The following is a 21,779-nucleotide window of genomic DNA, read 5'->3' on the forward strand; positions in this document are numbered from 1 at the left end:
ATGAAAAAAGTGCTCACACTCTCGCTGCTGGCGCTTTGCGTGTCTCACGGCGCGGCCGCAGCGAACTACGCGCTCAGCAACGACGCTATTGCCCTCTCGTTTGATGATGCAAACGCAGCGGCCGTGGTAAAGGACAGCAGGGCTAACCATCCGCTCGCGCCGCAGGAGCTGTTTTTTCTGACGCTGCCGGATGAAACAAAAATCCATACCGCTGATTTTAAAATCAAGCACGTCGAAAAGCAGGACAACGCGATTGTCGTCGATTTTACGCATCCGGATTTTAACGTGACGGTGAAGCTGAACCTGGTGAAGGATAAATACGCCAGTATCGATTACACCATCGCTGCGGTCGGCCAGCCGCGGGACGTGGCGAAAATCACCTTCTTCCCGACGAAAAAGCAGTCCCAGGCGCCTTACGTTGACGGGGCGATCAACAGCTCGCCGATCGTGGCCGACTCGTTCTTCATTCTGCCAGACAAACCGATTGTAAATACTTACGCTTATGAAGCCACCACGAACCTGAACGTCGAGCTGAAAACGCCCATTCAGCCTGAAGCGCCGGTCAGCTATACCACCTGGTTTGGCACCTTCCCGGAACCCAGCCAACTGCGCCGCAGCGTGAACCAGTTTATTGATGCCGTGCGTCCGCGGCCGTACAAGCCTTATCTGCACTACAACAGCTGGATGGACATCGGCTTCTTTACCCCGTACTCCGAGCAGGATGTGCTGGGACGGATGGACGAATGGAACAAGGAATTTATCGCCGGGCGCGGCGTGGCGCTGGACGCGTTCCTGCTGGACGATGGCTGGGACGATCGCACCGGTCGGTGGCTGTTTGGCCCGGCATTCAGCAACGGTTTCGGCAAGGTCAGGGAGAAAGCCGACAGCCTGCATAGCTCGGTTGGGCTGTGGCTTTCACCGTGGGGCGGCTACAACAAGCCGCGCGATATTCGCGTCTCGCATGCAAAAGAGTACGGATTTGAAACCGTAGACGGGAAGCTGGCGCTGTCAGGGCCGAACTACTTTAAAAACTTTAACGATCGGATCATCAAGCTGATCGAAAACGAGCACATTACCTCGTTTAAGCTCGACGGCATGGGCAACGCCAACTCGCATATCAAGGGGAGTCCGTTTGCCTCAGATTTCGACGCGTCAATCGCCCTGCTGCATAACATGCGTAGCGCCAACCCAAACCTGTTTATCAACCTGACGACCGGCACCGACGCCAGCCCGTCATGGCTGTTCTATGCTGACGCGATCTGGCGTCAGGGCGATGATATCAACCTGTACGGCCCCGGCACGCCGGTGCAGCAGTGGATGACCTACCGCGATGCCGAAACCTGGCGATCCATCGTGCGCAAAGGTCCGCTGTTCCCGCTGAACTCGCTGATGTATCACGGTATCGTCAGCGCCGAGAATGCGTATTACGGTCTGGAGAAGGTGCAAACGGACAGCGATTTTGCCGACCAGGTGTGGAGCTACTTCGCAACCGGCACCCAGTTGCAGGAACTGTACATCACGCCATCCATGCTCAACAAGGCGAAGTGGGATACCCTGGCGCAGGCCGCAAAATGGTCGCGTGAGAATGCCAGCGTGCTGGTGGACACTCACTGGATTGGCGGTGACCCGACTGCGCTTCAGGTTTACGGCTGGGCTTCCTGGAGCAAAGACAAAGCGATTTTTGGCTTACGCAACCCGTCGGATAAGCCGCAACGTTACTACCTGGATTTAACGAAAGATTTTGAGATCCCAGCAGGAGAGCGTTCGCAGTTTACCCTCAAAGCCGTGTACGGCAGCAATTCAACCGTACCGGAGGAGTATAAAAACGCCGTGGTGATCACCCTGCAACCGCTGGAAACGCTGGTGTTTGAGGCGATGCCTGGGAAATAAAAAGTGTTCAGCTGGCAGGTTAAGGCATGACCTGCCAGCTTCCCCCTTTCCTTGCCCCCAGGCGTTTTAATTTACCCTTTGTTTGCAAAGAACGGAGATAACGTTCCGCAGTGCGGGAAGTCACCCCCAATACAGAGGCCAACATCAACGCAGTCATTTGCGGTTGAACGGTAAGCAGCTCAAGGATAGTGTTTTCCTTTTCCGACAATTCTTCCGACATTTTTTCCGACATGACGGATGTCATGTCGATGCCTTCCCGCAAAGCTTCGGCCAAATTTTGTAACATAAACGCCACGAACGCCGTGCAATCACTGGCCCGATCGCATTGTCCTAAAATCTGGTAATAGCGCGATTGCTGGAAGTGAATGAGTGTTTCAACGGGCAGCCATGCAAGTTCTGCACGCCACTGACTTAAGATCAACGTTTGCCACAGCCGCCCCATGCGGCCATTTCCATCCGAAAAGGGATGAATAAATTCGAACTCGTAGTGAAATACCGAGCTGGCAATCAACGGGTGAAGATCGGTCTGCTTAAGCCAGGAAAGAAGATCGTCGATAAGGCGGTTCATTTGTGACGCTGGCGGGGCCATGTGGACTAACTGGTTTCCACGGTACACCCCTACGTCCCCCTTTCTGAGCTTTCCGGGGTGATCGACCAGACCCATCATCAATAATCGGTGTGCACTGAGTAAGTCGTTGAGCTTCCAGGGCTTCCATTCGGTCAATTTCTCATATGCCAGGATAGCATTGCGTACTTCCTGAATATCTTTTTCAGGTGCAAGTACGCGTTTACCATCCATGATTGCCGTCACTTGTCCGGTCGTTAATGAGTTATGTTCGATGGCCAGGGAAGCCTGAATAGTGCGTATCCTGTTCTCTTTGCGCAGTAAGGGTGATGTTCTGCCTGAATGAGCCGCCCAGTGCCCCAATAGTTCACCAATCTCAACAACCTGATTAAGAATAAATGGCGTGATAGTAAATGGCGGCTGATAGCGGCTCATGTCACTTACTCCCCGTGCTGCTCCAGTGCATATTTATACAGCGCATTTTTCTTCACGCCGTGGATCTCTGCCGCCAGCGCAGCCGCTTTTTTCAGAGGAAGTTCAGCCTGTAGCAGGGCCAGCGTACGCAGCGCATCGGCAGGCAGGGCGTCTTCCTGCGCTTTATGCCCTTCGACAATCAGCACCATTTCGCCCTTGCGGCGGTTTTCATCCTCTTTCACCCACGCCAGCAGCTCGCCGACCGGCGCACCGTGAATGGTTTCCCACGTTTTGGTCAGCTCGCGCGCCAGCACCACGTAGCGCCCTTCGCCCCAGACGGTCACCATATCTTCCAGGCTTTCCAGCAGGCGGTGCGTGGATTCGTAGAAAATCAGGGTACGCGGTTCGGCTTCCAGATCCTTTAACACGTCGCGGCGGCCTTTGGATTTGGCGGGCAGGAAACCTTCGTAGCAGAAACGATCGGACGGCAGACCCGCCGCGCTTAATGCGGCAATAGCAGCACACGGCCCCGGCAGCGGCACCACGCGTATCCCGGCTTCACGGCAGGTGCGCACCAGATGGTAACCCGGATCGTTAATCAGCGGCGTACCCGCATCAGAGACCAGGGCGATGTTCTGCCCTTCCTTAAGCTTCGCCACCAGCGTTTCGGCTTTTTGTTGCTCATTGTGATCGTGCAGGGCAAACAAACGGGCGTTAATGGCAAAGTGTTGCAGCAGTAAACCGGTATGACGGGTGTCTTCAGCAGCAATTAAATCAACAGCTTGCAATACAGTGAGTGCACGTTGGGTAATATCAGACAAATTCCCGATAGGAGTAGGTACAATATAAAGCTGGCCTTGAGAATTATCTGCCGTTTCGTGTTGTTTCATTGTCTCGTCCGTATTGCCGATTTAATATTGAGCATTGCGTAAAAAAATCACTGGATACAGTATGGTACCGTTAACGTTTCTTCGAAAAAAAGCCGCGCACAGCGTGCCCCTCCTGCTGGCAGCCCTGATCTTTACAGGCTGCGGCACCCAGGCACCCGACCAGAGCACTGCTCATATGCAGGGATCCGCTCAGGCTGATTCTGGCTTTTATCTGCAACAAATGTCGCAGAGTACAAATGATACCAGGATCAACTGGCAATTACTCGCCATTCGTGCACTGCTGAAGGAAGGCAAAACCCAGCAGGCCGCCGAGCTTTTCAGCCAGCTGCCGAAGGAGCTTAACGACGAGCAGCGTCGTGAGCAGACCCTGCTGTCGGCTGAACTGAAGGTTGCGCAGAAAGATGACGACGGCGCGAAGAAGATCCTCGGCACCATCGATCTAAGCACCCTGGATAAAAATCAGCAGGCCCGTTTCTGGCAGGCCGGTATCACCGCTGAGCAGGGTCGCCCTTCCCTGACGCTACTCCGCGCGCTGATTGCCCAGGAGCCTCTGCTCGCGGGTGCGGACAAGCAGAAAAATATTGACGCCACCTGGCAGGCGCTCGCCTCCATGACCCAGGAGCAGGCCAGGGCGCTGGTGATTAATGCCGATGAAAATGTCCTGCAAGGCTGGCTGGATTTGCAACAGATGTGGTTCAACAACCGCAGCGATCCGGACATGCTGAAAGCCGGTATTACCGACTGGCAAAAGCGCTACCCGCAAAACCCGGGGGCAAAAATGCTGCCAACGCAGCTGGTGAACGTGCAAAACTTTAAGCCCGCTTCCACCAGCAAAATCGCCCTGTTGCTGCCGTTAAACGGCCAGGCAGCGGTGTTTGGACGCGCCATTCAGCAGGGTTTTGAAGCCGCCAAAAACGGCACTACCGCCGTCAGCGGCAGCGCGGTTCCGGCACAGGCTGCACAGGCGGCAAACGTGAATGACGTTGTCAGCCCGTCGGCTGCTGAAACCGAAGACCTGACCACCGCGCAAACCCCTGCGCAGGGCACCATGCAGAACCCGGTTACCGCCCCAACGACGCCAGCCGCTGCCCCAGCGCCTGCTGCGACGCAGACACCGGCTGAAACTCAGGCGCCCGTCACGGCAGAACAGCCTCAGCCGCAAGCCGCGCAGCCGGAACAGCAGCCAGCGGCCCAGCAGCAGGCTGTGGCAACCACCAGCGCTAACCCTGGTGCAGAACTGAAAATTTACGACACCAGCGCCCAGCCGCTCGATCAGGTGCTGGCGCAGGTTCAGCAGGACGGGGCCAGCATCGTTGTAGGCCCGCTGTTGAAAAACAATGTGGAAGCGCTGATGAAGAGCAACATCACGCTGAACGTGCTGGCGCTTAACCAGCCTGAGCAGGTACAGAACCGCGCCAACATCTGTTACTTCGCGCTCTCTCCGGAGGATGAGGCCCGCGATGCGGCGCGTCATATTCACGAGCAGGGTAAACAGGCGCCGCTGCTGCTGATCCCGCGCAGCGCGCTGGGCGACCGCGTCGCCAACGCGTTTGCGCAGGAGTGGCAGAGCCTGGGCGGTGGCGTGGTGTTGCAGCAGAAATTTGGCTCCGCGTCCGAACTGAGAGCGGGCGTGAACGGCGGTGCAGGTATTGCTCTTAATGGTAGCCCGGTCTCCGCCAGCCTGCCGCAGCAGCAGAGCGTCACCATCGGCGACCTGACCATCCCGGCGCCACCTACCGACGCGCAGATCAGCGGCGGCGGTAAGGTGGATTCGGCGTACATCGTCGCGACGCCGGAAGAGATCGCCTTTATCAAACCGATGATCGCCATGCGTAACGGCAGCCAGAGCGGCGCAACCCTCTACGCCAGCTCGCGCAGCGCGCAGGGTACCGCAGGCCCGGATTTCCGTCTGGAAATGGATGGGCTGCAATACAGCGAAATCCCTATGCTGGCAGGCAGTAACCCGCAGCTGATGCAGCAGGCGCTGGGCGCGGTGCGCAATGATTATTCCTTGGCGCGCCTGTACGCAATGGGCGTCGATGCCTGGGCGCTGGCAAACCACTTTACCCAGATGCGTCAGGTACCGGGCTTTGAGCTTAACGGTAATACCGGCGATCTGACCGCCAATCAGGATTGTGTGATTAACAGGAAGTTATCATGGCTCAAATACCAGCAGGGGCAGATCGTCCCGGCCAGTTAAGCCGTAAGCAGACCGGCGACGCGTGGGAGTTAAAAGCGCGCCGCTGGCTTGAAGGCAAAGGACTGCGTTTTGTCGCCGCCAACGTTCGCGGGCGCGGCGGCGAAATTGACCTGATCATGAAAGACGGTCACACCATCGTGTTTGTTGAAGTACGCTACCGACAGTCGTCCCGTTTTGGCGGTGCTGCCGCCAGCGTGACGCTCGCCAAACAACAAAAATTATTACAGACTGCCCACTTGTGGCTTGCCCGCCATAATGGGAGTTTTGATACTGTGGATTGCCGTTTCGATGTGGTAGCCTTCACCGGAAATGCGATCGACTGGCTTAAAAACGCGTTTGGCGAAGACGCATAAATAAGATTTTAAAGGGATACCGTGCTCGAACGAATTAAAGTGTGCTTCACAGAAAGCATTCAAACGCAGATTGCCGCGGCGGAAGCCCTTCCGGACGCGATCTCTCGTGCAGCGATGACGCTGGTTCAGTCGCTGCTCAACGGCAACAAAATCCTCTGTTTTGGCAATGGCACGTCCGCCGCCAACGCACAGCATTTTGCTGCCAGCATGATCAATCGCTTCGAAACCGAGCGCCCAAGCTTACCTGCCATTGCACTAAACACCGATAACGTGGTCTTAACTGCGATTGCCAACGATCGTCTGCATGACGAAATTTACGCCAAGCAGGTGCGCGCCTTAGGCCACGCCGGAGACGTGCTGCTGGCAATCTCCACGCGCGGTAACAGCCGGGATATCGTTAAGGCGGTTGAAGCGGCAGTCACCCGGGACATGACGATTGTCGCCCTGACCGGCTACGACGGCGGTGAGCTGGCTGGCCTGCTGGGGCCGCAGGATGTGGAGATCCGCATTCCTTCGCACCGTAGCGCCCGCATCCAGGAGATGCACATGCTCACGGTGAACTGCTTATGCGATCTGATCGATAACACGCTTTTCCCTCACCAGGATGATTAAGGAGTTCTCATGAAGGTTTTATCGGCCCTTGCAGTCGTAATGTCTGCATTACTGCTTCAGGGATGCATCGCTGCCGCTGTCGTCGGTACCGCAGCGGTCGGCACCAAAGCAGCGACCGATCCGCGTACCGTTGGGACGCAGGTGGATGACGGTACGCTTGAGCTGCGCGTGAACAGTGCGCTGTCGAAAGATGAACAGATCAAGAAGGAAGCACGCATCAACGTGACGGCCTATCAGGGCAAAGTGCTGCTGGCAGGACAGGCGCCAAACCCTGAACTCGCCTCCCGCGCCAAACAGATCGCGATGGGCGTAGAAGGCACGGCGGAAGTGTTTAACGAGATCCGCCAGGGCCAGCCGATTGGTCTCGGCACCGCGTCATCTGATACCTGGATCACCACCAAGGTGCGTTCCCAGCTGTTGGGTACTGACCAGGTGAAATCCTCAAACGTGAAGGTGACCACGGAGAACGGCGAAGTGTTCCTGCTGGGTCTGGTGACGGAACGTGAAGGGAAAGCGGCGGCGGATATCGCCAGCCGGGTGAGCGGCGTGAAGCACGTCACCACCGCCTTTACCTACATCAAGTAATTCTCACCTGGCAGTAAGCCCGGTAAGCGCTAGCGCCACCGGGCTTTCTTTCACACAAGCGCCATACTCCCCACAATCACGCCGCTTAACGCCACCAGCCCCGCCGTCAGCCACAGCGCTTTTGCCGGGAATGACTTACGCAGCATGATAAGCGACGGCAGGCTCACCGCCGGCAGCGTGATGAGCAGCGCCAGCGCCGGGGCGGTTCCCATGCCGGCCATCATCATGGTCTGAATGATCGGGATTTCCGCCGCGGTGGGGATCACGAACAGGCACCCGGCCACCGCCATCGCAATCACCCACATCAGCGTGTTGTCGATAGCGCCATCCGCATGCGGGAACAGCCAGACGCGCGCCGCTCCCAGCACCAGCACGGCCAGGATATAGACCGGGATAGTGCTCCAGAAAAGCTGCCACAGCGCTTTGCCCCAGCGAGCAAAAAAATTGCCCTGCGGCTCGCTGACGTCCAGCTCAACGGAAGAAGGCCCGGCCTCGTTGTCTTTCACCAGGTGCTGCACCAGCGTAGCGACAAGCACCACCGTCAGCAGGCCAGCCGCCAGGCGGATAAACGCGAAGTGCCAGCCGAGAACGAAGCCCATAAACACCAGCGTCGCCGGGTTCAGCAAGGGGTTACCCATCCAGAAGGCAAGCGCGCCGCCCATCGACACACGCTGACGGCGCATACCCGCCGTCACGGGTGCAGCACAGCAGGAGCACATCATGCCCGGCAGGGAGAAAATCGTTCCCAGCAGCGTGCCCTGCAAGCGCGGCTGTCCTAAGGTTTTCACCAGCCAGTTGCGCGGGATGAGTACCTGAATCAACGAGCCCAGCAGCACGCCCAATACCGCCGCTTTCCAGACGGCAAGAAAATAGACCATTGCGTAATCCCACGCCGCGCGTAGCGGGCTGGAATCGGCCTGCGCGAGGATCGATTTACCGATGCTGTGGGTGTCGGCGGCGGTGAAGGCTTTGCCGTAGTACGGCTGCCATTTCACATACCAGAGGCCAATGATGACCACGAGAAAGAAAAGCGCGGGCTTCCACCACTGAACGGGTGTTGCCGCCTGAGATGAAGACTGACCAGTCATACCATTCCCCGGAAGGTGTTATTTAATAAGCCGGGGAAGTTTACGCCTCGCCCTGCGCGATTTCACGCAGTTTTGCCGAAGGGATAATATTAACCCTCTCCTGCGACGGAGCCAGCGCCTCTTTCAGCATCGCCTGCGCAACGTCCCGCGCTTCGATAGACTTCCAGTTGCCCGGCAGAATGCGAAACAGCGGCGCGAAAAATGACTCGTTAAAACGCCGTTCGTCGCGGTGGCCCATCAGCATGGAAGGCCGGACAATCGTCAGGCGCTCCCACTTCTGCGCAATCAGCGCCTCTTCCATTTTGCCCTTCACCTTGTTGTAGAAAAACGGCGAGCCGGCGTTAGCCCCGTGGGCGCTGACCACGAGGAAATGCTTTGCACCCAGCTTTTTTGCCGTCAGGGCAGTATCCACCACCAGCGTGTAATCCGCATGGACGAACGCTTCCTTTGTGCCCGCTTCACGTCGGGTGGTGCCAAGGCAGCAAAAAGCAATATCAATGGGATCCTGCACCTGCGCCAGCGCGTCGGTGAGCTGCGGATCGTGCGGGTTATAGACGCCAGATATGTCCAACAGCGGGCGGCGCGTCGGGGCGGCAATATAGTTGATATGCCGGTCCTGGATCAGCAGCCGCAGCAGATGTCCACCCACCAGCCCGGTTGCGCCGGTAATCAGTACCTGACTCATCTTATCCCCTTTACAGAATTGTCCGTTTGCGATCTGGGCCTGCTCTACCACACTTAAAAGTCTGTTACCGGTAAGTATTTACCACAAACGGGAAAAAAACAGTCTGAAGCGAAAACAACGGAGGAAGCATGGGTAAGAAAATCGCAGTCTTGATTACCGACGAGTTTGAAGATTCAGAATTTACGTCGCCAGCAGAGGCATTCCGCAAGGCAGGCCACGAGGTCATCACCATTGAGAAAGAAGCGGGTAAAACCGTGAAGGGCCACAAGGGCGAAGCCAGCGTGACCATCGACGAGTCCATCGATAACGTCAGCCCGTCAGATTTCGACGCCCTGCTGTTACCGGGCGGCCATTCACCGGATTCCCTGCGCGGGGACGAGCGTTTCGTCACCTTTACCCGTGACTTCGTCGGCACCGGCAAGCCGGTCTTTGCCATCTGCCACGGCCCGCAGCTGCTGATCAGCGCGGAGGTGGTGCGCGGGCGTAAGCTCACCGCGGTGAAGCCTATCGTTATCGATCTGAAAAACGCCGGCGCCGAGTTTTACGATCAGGAAGTGGTGAACGACAATGACCAGCTGATCACCAGCCGTACGCCGGACGATCTTCCGGCGTTTAACCGCGAAGCGCTACGCCTGCTCGGCGCGTAGCCAGTGAAGCTTCTTGCCAAAGCCCAGGGTGTTGTCGGTAAATTTCAGCTCATCAACGCGGATTTCCCACACCGGGGCTTTTAGCGCAGCGGCAACCGGGAAGCGGCGCGTGTAGCGTTTACGCTGCGCGTCGCTTTCTTCACCTTCCAGGCGACGAATTTCGCCTTTGAACTGCACCCCGCGGATCAGCGCGACGGTTTTGGGCTGGCCGTTGACCGTGCCCGCCACTTTCGCCTGTTGGCCCGTCATCCGGGCATGACGCGTTTTGTCTTCGCTCATCACGTAAAAGGCCACGCGCTCAGGATCGTAGTAATAGAACGCGTTCGCGCACCACATCTCCTCGTCTTTACAGACGCACCAGGTCACGACGTGCTGCTTTGCCAGCCAGCGGTTAATGACGTCCAGTGTTTCCATTTTCGCTCTCTCTCATGCTATGGTGCGTTCACCTTAACATACTGAACCCGTTTACCGTGTGCTGGTTTCTCTATCTTGTCCGAACCGCTGATAACGCTCTCTACACCGGGATCACTACCGACGTGGCGCGGCGTTTTTTGCAGCATCAAACGGGAAAAGGGGCGAAAGCCCTGCGGGGGAAAGGGGAATTGCAGCTGGCTTTTTCAGCCCCTGTCGGCGAGAGATCCCTCGCGCTCAGGCTGGAATACCGCATTAAGCAGCTGACGAAGCGCCAGAAAGAGCGCCTCGTTACCGGAGACGGCTCTTTTGAGGCGCTGCGCGAGAGCCTGATTAAAAGCGATTGAAGTGGTCGTGGTATTCCACCAGACCGTTCACGCCGTCCAGCGCATCGTCCGCCAGAGGATGCACAAGGAACGACGTTTCCGTGCCCGGCCAGTGGCAGCGCAGATCGTATTTAGCCGCAGGCTCAAAGCCTAAACGTTCGTAGAAGGCCGGATCGCCCAGAACGACGACGGCGGCATAGCCAAATTCATTCAGTGAATCCAGCCCTTCATAGACCAGCTGGCGCGCCAGACCCTGACCACGGTAGTTTTCGTCCACCGCCAGCGGCGCCATGCCGACCCACTGTAACTCTTCGCCCTGCACAATTACCGGACTGAACGCCACGTAGCCGACCACCTGCCCCTCATCGTCGGTGGCAACCAGACCCAGCGTAATCAGGCCATCTTCGCGGAGATCGTGTACCAACTGGGCTTCGGCGTCGCCTGCAAAAGAGCGGCGTAACAACGTATCGATACCCGGTGCATCAATCCCAATTTCGACTCGAATCAGCATGGTTCACCTACTGAAGTGTGTTTACCGTCGGGCGGGGTTTTCAGCCCGGCCTCAACGAAATCTGCCATTTGCATCAGCATCATACGCAGCGCTTTCGGCATCTGCTCCAGCTCAATGGCATCCATTAAATTCTTCACGTACAGACCGAGCTCCGTGTCGCCTTCAATCACCAGACGACGCTGGAAGAAGAGCGTATCAGGATCCTGCTTGCGCGCGGCGATCATCAGCAGATCGCTGGCATCCGCGCTGAAGCTGACATCCGCCTCGGCGGACTCACGTACGATCAGCCGATCGTTCTCAACGGACGTAAACCAGCGCAACCCGATATCGCGCACTTCAATCTTTAGCCAGCGATCTTCCAGAAATTCCAGCTCGCCGTCCTGTAGTGCCTGGCGGAACTGCCAGCTCAGCACCTGTTCCAGCACCTGGCGCTTAAGCGCGAATGGCGCCAGCTTGACCGGCACGCTCAGCATTGATGGGCCAAATTGTACGAGACGTGAACGCAGTTTATCCAGCACGAGCTTTACTCCCTGATAGCTATAATCCTGCTATTTTGCCATATCCCGGCAAGAAGATAGCGGCGTAAATCAACAAACCGTTGTCCGGTATACCTCATTATTGGTGCCATCAATACGCCATTAGCTGCCTTAAATCAAAAATTGTCGCGTATGGGTTAATTAAAATCCCAGCTCGTTAACATTTTTTACGATCCCTGCGATCGACAACATCGGGATAAATTATGGAGCTGCTCTGCCCTGCCGGAAACCTTCCGGCGCTTAAGGCGGCCATCGAAAATGGGGCCGATGCGGTCTATATCGGGCTGAAGGATGATACCAACGCCCGCCATTTTGCGGGTCTTAACTTTACGGAGAAAAAGCTTCAGGAAGCCGTCAACTTCGTTCACCAGCACCGCCGTAAGCTGCACATCGCCATCAATACCTTTGCCCATCCTGATGGCTATGCCCGCTGGCAGCGTGCCGTGGATATGGCAGCCCAGCTGGGCGCCGACGCGCTGATCCTGGCCGACCTCGCCATGCTTGAGTATGCGGCAGAACGCTATCCGCATATTGAGCGCCACGTCTCTGTTCAGGCATCGGCCACCAATGAAGAGGCCGTGCGTTTTTATCATCAACACTTTGACGTGGCCCGCGTGGTGCTGCCGCGCGTGCTCTCTATTCATCAGGTTAAGCAGCTGGCGCGCGTCACGCCAGTACCGCTGGAGGTTTTTGCCTTCGGCAGCCTGTGCATCATGGCGGAAGGCCGCTGCTATCTTTCTTCCTATCTCACCGGGGAATCGCCTAATACCGTCGGCGCCTGCTCACCTGCCCGCTTCGTTCGCTGGCAGCAGACGCCTCGGGGTCTGGAGTCGCGCCTGAACGATGTGTTAATCGACCGCTATCAGGACGGTGAAAACGCGGGCTACCCGACGCTGTGCAAAGGCCGCTATCTGGTGAACGGCGAACGCTACCACGCGCTGGAGGAGCCCACCAGCCTCAACACGCTGGAGCTGCTGCCGGAACTGCTGGCCGCCAATATTGCCTCGGTGAAAATCGAAGGCCGCCAGCGTAGCCCGGCCTACGTGAGCCAGGTGGCGAAGGTGTGGCGTCAGGCCATCGACCGCTGCATGGCAGACCCGCAGAACTACGCACCCCAGGCGGCCTGGATGGAGACGCTCGGCGCAATGTCCGAAGGCACGCAAACCACGCTTGGCGCGTATCACCGTAAATGGCAGTGAGATATCCATGAAATATTCATTAGGGCCGGTACTTTACTACTGGCCAAAAGAGACGCTGGAAGATTTTTACCAGCAGGCGGCTAACAGCAGCGCCGATGTGATTTACCTTGGTGAAGCGGTGTGCAGCAAGCGCCGCGCCACCAAAGTGGGCGACTGGCTGGAGATGGCGAAAAGCCTCGCCGGCAGCGGTAAGCAGGTGGTGCTCTCGACGCTGGCGTTGGTACAGGCGTCCTCTGAACTGGGCGAGCTGAAACGCTACGTTGAAAACGGCGAGTTTCTGCTGGAGGCGAGCGACCTGGGCGTGGTGAACATGTGCGCCGAACGTAAGTTGCCGTTTGTCGCCGGGCATGCGCTGAACTGCTATAACGCGGTGACCCTGCGCCTGCTGCTTAAACAGGGAATGACCCGCTGGTGTATGCCGGTGGAGCTCTCCCGCGACTGGCTGGCCAACCTGCTCACTCAGTGTGAAGAACTGGACATTCGCAACAAGTTTGAAGTGGAAGTGCTGAGCTACGGCCACCTGCCTCTGGCCTACTCTGCCCGCTGCTTCACTGCGCGCTCGGAAGATCGTCCAAAAGACGAATGCGAAACCTGCTGTATTAAGTATCCGAACGGGCGCAGCATGCTGTCGCAGGAGAACCAGCAGGTGTTTGTTCTGAACGGCATTCAGACCATGAGCGGTTACGTCTATAACCTCGGCAACGAGCTGGCGTCGATGGACGGACTGGTGGACGTGGTACGCCTTTCGCCGCTCGATACCGGCGTGTTCGCGATGCTGGACGCCTTCCGCGCCAATGAAAACGGCGCGTCGCCGCTGCCGCTTGTGGCAAACAGCGACTGTAATGGCTACTGGAAACGCCTCGCCGGTCTGGAGCTTCAGGCGTAAAAAAGGCTCACTTTGTTAACAACGGTTAGTAAACTTTAATGCAGTATTAAAGATTCACCGTCGACAAAGTGAGCTGTTATGACTGATAAAACCCTTCCGTTTTCGGTGCTGGATCTGGCGCCGATCCCACAAGGCTCCTCGGCAAGAGAAGCCTTCACGCACTCTCTCGATCTCGCTCAGCTGGCCGAAAAGCGGGGCTATCACCGCTACTGGCTGGCGGAGCACCACAACATGGTCGGCATCGCCAGCGCCGCTACATCGGTGCTGATTGGCTATCTGGCAGCGAATACCACCACTCTGCACCTTGGCTCCGGGGGCGTAATGCTGCCGAACCACGCCCCGCTGGTGATTGCCGAGCAATTTGGGACGCTGAACACCCTCTATCCGGGCCGTATTGATTTAGGCCTTGGCCGCGCACCGGGCAGCGACCAGCCAACCATGCGCGCCCTGCGTCGCCACATGAGCGGCGATATCGATAACTTCCCGCGCGACGTGGCAGAGCTGGTGGACTGGTTCGACGCACGGGATCCGAACCCGCACGTGCGTCCGGTGCCGGGCTACGGGGAAAAGATCCCCGTGTGGCTGTTAGGTTCAAGCCTGTACAGCGCGCAGCTCGCCGCCCAGCTGGGGCTACCGTTCGCCTTCGCTTCCCACTTCGCACCGGATATGCTGCATCAGGCGCTACATCTCTACCGCACGAATTTCAAACCGTCTGAACGTCTGGAGAAGCCGTACGCGATGGTGTGTATCAATATCGTTGCCGCCGACAGCAATCGCGACGCGGAATTTCTGTTTACCTCTATGCAGCAGGCGTTTGTGAAGCTGCGCCGCGGCGAGACGGGCCAGTTGCCGCCTCCGGTGGAAAATATGCATCAGCTGTGGTCGGCCTCCGAGCAGTATGGCGTGCAGCAGGCGCTGAGCATGTCGCTGGTGGGTGATAAGGCAAAAGTGCGTCACGGGCTGGAAGCAGTGCTTCGTGAAACGCAGGCGGATGAGATTATGGTTAACGGCCAGATTTTCGATCACCAGGCGCGTTTGCATTCGTTTGACCTGGCGATGCAGGTGAAAGAAGAATTGGTGGGGTAGTTTTTTGCCGGATGGCGGCTTCGCCTTATCCGGCCTACGCCATCCCTGTAGGCCCGGTAAGCGTAGCGCCACCGGGCTTTGTGTTTACTGGTACACAGGCAACAGGTTAAAGCTCGACAGCACGTGCACCACAGCGTTACCCACCCCAAAGACCAGGATCAGCGCAATCATCGGTTTACCGCCCCAGACGCGGAATTTCGGGCTGCCGAAGCGTTTACGTGATTTACGTGCCAGCAGCGCCGGCACAATCGCCGCCCAGATGGTGGCCGCCAGTCCGGCATAGCCGATGGCATACAGGAAACCGTTCGGCCACAGCAGGCCGCCGACAATCGGTGGCAGGAAGGTCAGCAGCGCGGTTTTGAAGCGCCCCATAGCAGAATCATCAAAGCCAAACAGATCCGCCAGGTAGTCAAACAGGCCCAGCGTCACGCCGAGGAATGAGCTCGCCACGGCAAAGTTGGAGAAGACCACCAGCAGCAGATCCAGGCTGCGGCTGTTCAGTACGCCGCTCAGCGCCTGTACCAGCACGTCGATATTACCGCCCTTCTGCGCAATGCCGATAAATTCCGGACGCGGGATGTTGCCCATCGTCCCCAGCAGCCAAATCACGTACAGCCCCAGCGCCAGCAGCGTGCCGTAAATCAGGCACTTCACGATTGTGCGCGGATCTTTGCCGTAGTACTTCATCAGGCTCGGCACGTTGCCGTGGTAGCCGAACGACGCCAGACAGAACGGCAGGGTCATCAGCAGATACGGCGTGTAGGAGGTGTTCACTTCCGCGACGTTAAACAGCGTGGCGGGCGTGACGTGCCCCAGCAGGCTGCCGAAGGTCAGGAAGAAGGTGATGACCTTGGCGCCCAGCACGATCGCCGTCATGCGGCTCACCGCTTTGGTGCTCATCCAGACGATAAACGCCACGCCCAGCGCAAAGCACAGCCCCGCCAGACGCGCCGGAACGTTCAGCGACATCTCCGAAAAGGTGTGATGCAAAATCGACCCGCTCGCCGAAATGTACGCATAGGTCAGAATGTAGAGCACAAACGCGATGGACAGGCCGTTCACCAGGTTCCAGCCCTTGCCCAGCAGATCCCGGGTGATGGTGTCAAAGCTGGAGCCGATGCGGTAGTTGAGGTTGGCCTCAAGGATCATCAGCCCGGAATGGAGCATACAGAACCAGGTGAAGACCAGCGCCGCCAGCGACCAGAAAAACCACGCACCGGACATGACCACAGGCAGGGAAAACATCCCGGCACCAATGATGGTTCCGCCGATGATCACCACGCCGCCAAGCAGCGAAGGTGACGTTTGGGTGGTGGTTAGTGTTGCCATACGGCCTTTTCTCCAGTGAAAAATGTGGTTCTGCATGTTAGTGTGTTGCACTGTACCAGTACAAGAGTACAAAAGGAATAAAAAAAGCCCCGATAGCAACTATCGGGGCTGTATATTTTACTTTACGTCAGAAGCGAAAGGCTTACGCGTCACCGAAACGACGACGGCTGGCGCCTTCTTCACGGCGTGGACCACGGTTCTCACGGCGCTCGCCGGAGAAACGACGGCCTTCACCACCGCGACCTTCGCTGCGACCGCCTTCACGACGCTCGCCACCGAAACCGCGACCACCGCCGCGACGTTCGCCGCCGCGGTCAGGACGTGGCTGTGCATCGCCCAGCAGCTGCATGTTCATCGGCTTGTTCAGGATACGGGTGCGAGTAAAGTGTTGCAGTACTTCGCCCGGCATGCCTTTTGGCAGCTCGATGGTGGAGTGGGTACCGAACAGCTTGATGTTACCAATGTAACGGCTGCTGATGTCGCCTTCGTTCGCGATTGCGCCAACGATGTGACGAACTTCAACACCATCATCACGGCCCACTTCAATGCGATACAGTTCCATGTCGCCAGCGTCACGACGCTCGCGACGTGGACGGTCTTCACCACCACGCTCTGGGCGGTCGCCGCGTGGACCACGGTCGTTACGGTCGCCACGACGTTCGAAACGATCGTCACGGTCACGGAACTCACGCTTAGGACGCATCGGTGCATCTGGCGGCACGATCAGGCTACGTTCGCCCTGCGCCATTTTCAGCAGTGCTGCGGCCAGGGTTTCCATATCCAGCTCTTCGCCTTCAGCGACAGGCTGGATCTGCGACAGCAGCGCACGGTACTGATCCAGATCGCTGCTTTCCAGCTGCTGCTGTACTTTGGCGGCGAATTTTTCCAGGCGGCGTTTGCCCAGCAGTTCTGCGTTTGGCAGCTCAGCTTCTGGAATGGTCAGCTTCATGGTGCGTTCGATGTTACGCAGCAGACGACGCTCGCGGTTCTCAACGAACAGCAGCGCACGGCCTGCACGACCCGCACGACCGGTACGACCGATGCGGTGAACGTAAGACTCGGAGTCCATTGGGATATCGTAGTTTACAACCAGGCTGATACGCTCAACGTCCAGACCACGTGCTGCCACGTCGGTTGCAATCAGGATATCCAGACGACCGTCTTTCAGACGCTCCAGGGTCTGCTCGCGCAGGGCCTGGTTCATGTCGCCGTTCAGCGCGGCGCTGTTGTAGCCGCTACGCTCCAGGGCTTCAGCCACTTCCAGGGTCGCGTTTTTGGTACGCACGAAGATAATCGCCGCATCAAAATCTTCCGCTTCCAGGAAACGCACCAGCGCTTCGTTTTTGCGCATGCCGTATACAGACCAGTAGCTCTGGCTGATGTCCGGGCGAGTGGTCACGCTGGACTGAATGCGTACTTCCTGCGGCTCTTTCATGAAGCGGCGGGTAATGCGACGGATCGCTTCTGGCATGGTTGCAGAGAACAGAGCGGTCTGATGACCTTCCGGGATCTGCGCCATGATGGTTTCTACGTCTTCGATGAAGCCCATACGCAGCATTTCATCGGCTTCATCCAGTACCAGACCGCTCAGCTTAGAGAGGTCCAGCGTACCGCGCTTCAGGTGATCCAGCAGACGGCCCGGCGTACCGACAACGATCTGTGGGCCCTGGCGCAGGGCGCGTAACTGCACGTCATAACGCTGGCCGCCGTACAGGGCTACCACGTTTACGCCGCGCATATGTTTAGAGAATTCCGTCATTGCTTCAGCAACCTGAACAGCCAGTTCACGGGTTGGAGCCAGGACGAGGATCTGCGGTGCACGCAGGTCCGGATCAATGTTGTTCAGCAGCGGCAGCGAGAATGCTGCGGTTTTACCGCTACCAGTCTGGGCCATGCCCAGCACGTCACGACCAGAAAGCAGGTGTGGGATACACTCAGCCTGGATCGGAGATGGTTTTTCGTAACCCAGATCGTTAAGGGCTTCAAGGATAGGAGCCTTCAGGCCCAGATCTGCAAAAGTGGTTTCGAATTCAGCCATGTAGTACAAGTGCCTCGATATTAATGGCGGCCAGTCTACTTAGCTCATCGTGAAAATGATTAGCAATTTTCATTGAAAAGTGTGAACCGGCTCAAATTAGGTGTATTGACGAACAACAACGCCCTCACCAGTGAAGGTGATGGCAATCAAAAAGATTACGGGCTGATGTTTATGTCGTCAGCTATTGCTGGTCCGATTCTGCCAGGTCGTCTTGCTCCTGGCCCAAGAGCGATAATTCCAACAATGCATAACGGTGCTCAACGAAGTTATGTACGTTGTTAGCAACCGCTAATTTGAACAGTGCCGTAGCGCTGTCCATATCCCCCAGACTTAGGTAGTACTTACCTAAATAGAAGTTGGTTTCACTGAGATGCTCAGCGAGCGAGGTGTTATCCGTTGCGTCCGCCTTGAGGCGTTCCATCAGCGTTGCTTCGCTAATGTTGCCCAGGTAGAACTCGACAATGTTCCATCCCCACTGTTCCTTATCCGATTTCTCGAAGCGCTGTTGTAGTGCTTCTTTGGCCTGCTTCTCATCAAGCTTCTGCTCAACGATGTAAAGCCACAGGCTGCGGAAAGGATCATTAGGATCGTCTTGATAAAACGCCAGCAGATCATCTTGCGCTAACTTATCACGACCGCCGTAATACAATGCGATACCGCGATTCAAGTGCGCGTAGTTGTAAGTTGGATCAAGCTCAAGTACAGAATCAAACGCTTCATAGGCAGCATCAAAATTGCCTGCCTGCGTTAAATAAATGCCTAAGTAGTTGAATACTTCAGGCATATCAGGTCGAATCGCCAGCGCTTGTGAAAAATCATTTCGCGCCAGTGCCCTCAGACCGAGACTATCATACAACACTCCGCGCTCATATAAAAGCTGTGCGCGTTCGTCATCGGTTAAAGCCCGACTGGCAAGTATTTGTTCCATGCGTGCCAGAATCACTTCCTGCTGCAAAGTCGGTTGCAATGGCACTGCGAGGACTTCGCTCTTACGCCAGGCAGAGTTGCTGCATCCTGCCAGCGTTAAAGCTGTCGCAACGAAACACCAGCGCAAAAAAGGCTTCATTTCCCACTCCCGAAGACAACTATTGGATGAACGTCCTGTCCCCCGGCGGCTTAACAAGGCGTCCTGCCTGATAATAAGCCCTCCGCCAGCGCGGAGGGCAAAGGGCAACCTTACTCGCCTTGCTGTTCAGCAGCCGGAGCTTCCGGCGCCGCAGCAGGCTGAGACTGCTCGGTTGCTTCTTTAATGCTCAGACGGATACGGCCCTGGCGGTCAACTTCCAGAACTTTCACCGGTACTTCCTGACCCATTTGCAGGTAGTCGGTCACTTTCTCAACGCGCTTGTCAGCGATCTGAGAGATGTGAACCAGACCTTCTTTACCGCCGCCGATGGCAACGAATGCACCAAAGTCAACGATACGGGTCACTTTACCTGCATAGATACGGCCCACTTCGATTTCTGCGGTGATCTCTTCGATGCGACGGATAGCGAATTTCGCTTTCTCGCCGTCGGTTGCTGCGATCTTCACAGTACCGTCATCTTCGATTTCGATGGTGGTGCCGGTCTCTTCGGTCAGCGCGCGGATAACAGAACCGCCCTTACCGATAACGTCTTTGATCTTGTCTGGATTGATCTTGATGGTGTGGATACGTGGAGCGAACTGAGAAATGTCGCCACGCGGCGCGTTAATCGCCTGTTCCATCACGCCCAGGATGTGCAGACGCGCACCTTTAGCCTGGTTCAGAGCAACCTGCATGATCTCTTTGGTGATACCTTCAATTTTGATATCCATCTGCAAGGCAGAGATACCGTCGCGGGAACCCGCCACTTTGAAGTCCATATCGCCCAGGTGGTCTTCGTCACCCAGAATGTCAGACAGAACAACGAAGTTGTCGCCTTCTTTCACCAGACCCATTGCGATACCCGCAACAGCGGCTTTGATTGGCACGCCTGCATCCATCAGCGCCAGAGAAGCACCACACACGGAAGCCATGGAAGAAGAACCGTTGGATTCGGTGATTTCAGACACTACGCGCACGGTGTACGGGAATTTGTCTGCTTCTGGCATCACTGCCAGCACGCCGCGCTTCGCCAGACGACCGTGACCAATTTCACGACGCTTCGGTGAGCCAACCATACCGGTCTCGCCCACAGAGTATGGAGGGAAGTTGTAGTGGAACAGGAAGCTGTCAGTGCGCTCGCCCATCAGTTCATCGATGATCTGTGCGTCACGTGCGGTACCCAGGGTCGCGGTAACCAGCGCCTGCGTTTCACCACGGGTGAACAGCGCAGAACCGTGAGTACGCGGCAGTACGCCAGTGCGCACGTCCAGACCACGAATCATGTCTTTTTCACGGCCATCGATACGCGGCTCGCCTGCCAGTACGCGGCTACGAACAACGTTTTTCTCGATAGCGTGCAGGATTTCGCCAATTTCGTTAGCGTCCAGCGTTTCGTCTTCGGCAACCAGAGTCGCGGTTACTTCAGATTTGATCGCGTCAACCTGCGCGTAACGCTCCTGTTTGTCGGTGATGCGGTATGCATCGCTCAGACGAGATTCTGCCAGTGCCGCAACGCGTGCATTCAGCGCGTCGTTGACCGCTTCTGGCTGCCAGTCCCAACGTGGTTTACCGGCTTCTTTCACCAGGTCGTTGATGTTCTGGATAACAACCTGCTGCTGCTCGTGGCCAAACACCACGGCGCCCAGCATCTGGTCTTCGCTCAGCAGTTCAGCTTCGGATTCAACCATCAGCACCGCGGCTTCAGTACCGGCGACAACCAGGTCCAGCTTACTCTCTTTCAGCTCTTCCTGAGTTGGGTTCAGCACGTACTGGTCGTTGATGTAACCGACGCGTGCGGCACCGATTGGGCCATTGAATGGAATGCCAGACAGTGACAGGGCCGCAGAGGCACCGATCATCGCAACGATGTCTGGGTTAACCTGTGGGTTAACGGAAACAACGGTGGCGATAACCTGCACTTCGTTAACGAAACCTTCCGGGAACAGCGGACGAACCGGGCGGTCGATCAGACGCGCAATCAGGGTTTCGCCTTCGCTTGGACGGCCTTCACGACGGAAGAAGCCACCCGGGATTTTACCGGCAGCGTAGGTACGCTCCTGGTAGTTAACGGTCAGCGGGAAGAAGTCCTGACCTGGTTTAGCTTTTTTCTGGCCAACTACGGTAACGAATACCGCGGTGTCATCCATGCTTACCATAACGGCAGCAGTCGCCTGACGCGCCATCATGCCGGTTTCCAGCGTGACGGTATGTTGGCCATACTGGAATTTACGTACGATCGGATTCAGCAAAATTCTGTCCTTTCTCAAATGATTGTCAGCACACCTCTGGTGTGTTGACGATTTAACCCGACCTTCTTCGCATCCTCGCGACTAATGACAACCGACACCCCCCTGGGTGAAGCCTCTCATTAGCCGCGCGAACCTCTGCAATGAAGATCATTTATAGCAACAATACAATAGTTTCCATTGAATTGCTGCCGTCTGGTTGAAAAAAGGGGCCAT

Annotated in this window: 22 protein-coding genes; 10 read left to right on the plus strand and 12 right to left on the minus strand. The window is 56.8% G+C overall.

Features of this window, described 5'->3' with window-relative positions:
* Positions 1–1,890, plus strand: a complete 1,890-nt coding sequence (locus IM300_RS20255; RefSeq protein ID WP_193038056.1) for an enterotoxin — start codon at positions 1–3, stop codon at positions 1,888–1,890.
* Between the two features lie 19 nt (positions 1,891–1,909).
* On the opposite strand, the gene IM300_RS20260 is transcribed toward IM300_RS20255, so the two are convergent.
* Together IM300_RS20260 and rsmI are read right to left on the minus strand one after the other, a co-directional pair.
* Complete coding sequence (locus IM300_RS20260; protein ID WP_193038058.1) at positions 1,910–2,890, minus strand: Fic family protein; 981 nt, start codon at positions 2,888–2,890, stop codon at positions 1,910–1,912.
* 5 nt (positions 2,891–2,895) lie between these two features.
* Positions 2,896–3,759, minus strand: coding sequence for a 16S rRNA (cytidine(1402)-2'-O)-methyltransferase (gene rsmI, locus IM300_RS20265; RefSeq protein ID WP_193038060.1), 864 nt, complete (start codon positions 3,757–3,759; stop codon positions 2,896–2,898).
* Positions 3,760–3,820: 61 nt separating this feature from the next.
* On the opposite strand from rsmI, the gene IM300_RS20270 reads away from it, so the two are divergent.
* The 4 genes from IM300_RS20270 to dolP are packed head-to-tail and all read left to right on the plus strand — an operon-like array spanning position 3,821 to position 7,509.
* Positions 3,821–5,959, plus strand: coding sequence for a penicillin-binding protein activator (locus IM300_RS20270; RefSeq protein WP_193038062.1), 2,139 nt, complete (start codon positions 3,821–3,823; stop codon positions 5,957–5,959).
* Entirely contained in the window at positions 5,917–6,312 is a 396-nt protein-coding gene (locus tag IM300_RS20275) for a YraN family protein (RefSeq protein ID WP_063867592.1), read from the plus strand. Before IM300_RS20270 ends, IM300_RS20275 begins: the two co-directional genes overlap by 43 nt.
* 21 nt (positions 6,313–6,333) lie before the next feature.
* Complete coding sequence (gene diaA / locus IM300_RS20280) at positions 6,334–6,924, plus strand: DnaA initiator-associating protein DiaA (RefSeq protein ID WP_193038064.1); 591 nt, start codon at positions 6,334–6,336, stop codon at positions 6,922–6,924.
* Positions 6,925–6,933: 9 nt separating this feature from the next.
* Positions 6,934–7,509: a division/outer membrane stress-associated lipid-binding lipoprotein gene (gene dolP, locus IM300_RS20285; protein ID WP_006812102.1), complete on the plus strand. Its 576-nt coding sequence runs from the start codon at positions 6,934–6,936 to the stop codon at positions 7,507–7,509.
* A 50-nt stretch (positions 7,510–7,559) separates the two neighbouring features.
* On the opposite strand, the gene IM300_RS20290 is transcribed toward dolP, so the two are convergent.
* Entirely contained in the window at positions 7,560–8,597 is a 1,038-nt protein-coding gene (locus IM300_RS20290) for a permease (RefSeq protein WP_063451062.1), read from the minus strand.
* Positions 8,598–8,637: 40 nt separating this feature from the next.
* Complete coding sequence (locus IM300_RS20295) at positions 8,638–9,282, minus strand: NAD(P)H-binding protein (RefSeq protein ID WP_193038066.1); 645 nt, start codon at positions 9,280–9,282, stop codon at positions 8,638–8,640.
* Between the two features lie 128 nt (positions 9,283–9,410).
* Here IM300_RS20295 and IM300_RS20300 point away from each other — a divergent pair, with 128 nt between their 5' ends.
* Positions 9,411–9,929 (plus strand): type 1 glutamine amidotransferase domain-containing protein, encoded by a 519-nt coding sequence (locus IM300_RS20300; RefSeq protein WP_028014537.1) that lies wholly within the window; start codon positions 9,411–9,413, stop codon positions 9,927–9,929.
* Here IM300_RS20300 and IM300_RS20305 read toward each other — a convergent pair.
* Entirely contained in the window at positions 9,909–10,343 is a 435-nt protein-coding gene (locus IM300_RS20305; RefSeq protein WP_064909989.1) for a YhbP family protein, read from the minus strand. The genes IM300_RS20300 and IM300_RS20305 overlap by 21 nt on opposite strands.
* A gap of 14 nt (positions 10,344–10,357) precedes the next feature.
* Between IM300_RS20305 and IM300_RS20310 the strand changes: the two genes are divergently transcribed.
* The gene (locus IM300_RS20310) at positions 10,358–10,687 is read left to right on the plus strand and encodes a GIY-YIG nuclease family protein (protein ID WP_063451059.1); all 330 of its coding nucleotides are present in this window, start codon (positions 10,358–10,360) and stop codon (positions 10,685–10,687) included.
* On the opposite strand, the gene IM300_RS20315 is transcribed toward IM300_RS20310, so the two are convergent.
* A complete protein-coding gene (locus IM300_RS20315) occupies positions 10,674–11,177 on the minus strand; it encodes a GNAT family N-acetyltransferase (protein WP_063867587.1) in 504 nt (167 codons plus the stop codon). The two genes, IM300_RS20310 and IM300_RS20315, sit on opposite strands and share 14 nt — an antisense overlap.
* Positions 11,171–11,695 carry an SCP2 domain-containing protein gene (locus tag IM300_RS20320; RefSeq protein ID WP_063867586.1) on the minus strand — a complete coding sequence of 175 codons (525 nt, stop codon included), beginning with the start codon at positions 11,693–11,695 and terminating at the stop codon, positions 11,171–11,173. The genes IM300_RS20315 and IM300_RS20320 overlap by 7 nt, the downstream gene beginning before the upstream one ends.
* Positions 11,696–11,916: 221 nt before the next feature.
* Between IM300_RS20320 and IM300_RS20325 the strand changes: the two genes are divergently transcribed.
* The 3 genes from IM300_RS20325 (at position 11,917) to IM300_RS20335 (ending at position 14,884) form a co-directional block, all read left to right on the plus strand.
* The gene (locus IM300_RS20325; RefSeq protein WP_193038068.1) at positions 11,917–12,912 is read left to right on the plus strand and encodes a peptidase U32 family protein; all 996 of its coding nucleotides are present in this window, start codon (positions 11,917–11,919) and stop codon (positions 12,910–12,912) included.
* 7 nt (positions 12,913–12,919) lie between these two features.
* Positions 12,920–13,798 (plus strand): U32 family peptidase, encoded by an 879-nt coding sequence (locus tag IM300_RS20330; protein WP_193038070.1) that lies wholly within the window; start codon positions 12,920–12,922, stop codon positions 13,796–13,798.
* A 78-nt stretch (positions 13,799–13,876) separates the two neighbouring features.
* Positions 13,877–14,884, plus strand: a complete 1,008-nt coding sequence (locus IM300_RS20335; RefSeq protein ID WP_063867584.1) for an LLM class flavin-dependent oxidoreductase — start codon at positions 13,877–13,879, stop codon at positions 14,882–14,884.
* 84 nt (positions 14,885–14,968) lie between these two features.
* Here the strand turns inward: IM300_RS20335 and mtr are convergent, their stop codons facing one another.
* The 5 genes from mtr to pnp all read right to left on the minus strand — a co-directional run bounded on the left by mtr (position 14,969) and on the right by pnp (position 21,566).
* Positions 14,969–16,213: a tryptophan permease gene (gene mtr, locus IM300_RS20340; RefSeq protein WP_064909999.1), complete on the minus strand. Its 1,245-nt coding sequence runs from the start codon at positions 16,211–16,213 to the stop codon at positions 14,969–14,971.
* 142 nt (positions 16,214–16,355) lie between these two features.
* Positions 16,356–18,251 carry a DEAD/DEAH family ATP-dependent RNA helicase gene (locus IM300_RS20345; protein ID WP_063451052.1) on the minus strand — a complete coding sequence of 632 codons (1,896 nt, stop codon included), beginning with the start codon at positions 18,249–18,251 and terminating at the stop codon, positions 16,356–16,358.
* Positions 18,244–18,324 carry a protein YrbN gene (gene yrbN, locus IM300_RS20350; protein ID WP_097397692.1) on the minus strand — a complete coding sequence of 27 codons (81 nt, stop codon included), beginning with the start codon at positions 18,322–18,324 and terminating at the stop codon, positions 18,244–18,246. Before yrbN ends, IM300_RS20345 begins: the two co-directional genes overlap by 8 nt.
* A 108-nt stretch (positions 18,325–18,432) precedes the next feature.
* Positions 18,433–19,317 (minus strand): lipoprotein NlpI, encoded by an 885-nt coding sequence (gene nlpI, locus IM300_RS20355; RefSeq protein WP_063451051.1) that lies wholly within the window; start codon positions 19,315–19,317, stop codon positions 18,433–18,435.
* 110 nt (positions 19,318–19,427) lie between these two features.
* Positions 19,428–21,566, minus strand: coding sequence for a polyribonucleotide nucleotidyltransferase (gene pnp / locus IM300_RS20360; protein ID WP_193038072.1), 2,139 nt, complete (start codon positions 21,564–21,566; stop codon positions 19,428–19,430).
* Between the last annotated feature and the right edge of the window lie 213 nt (positions 21,567–21,779).

The organism is Enterobacter cloacae complex sp. I2, from assembly GCF_014896205.1.
Lineage (GTDB): Bacteria > Pseudomonadota > Gammaproteobacteria > Enterobacterales > Enterobacteriaceae > Enterobacter > Enterobacter quasihormaechei.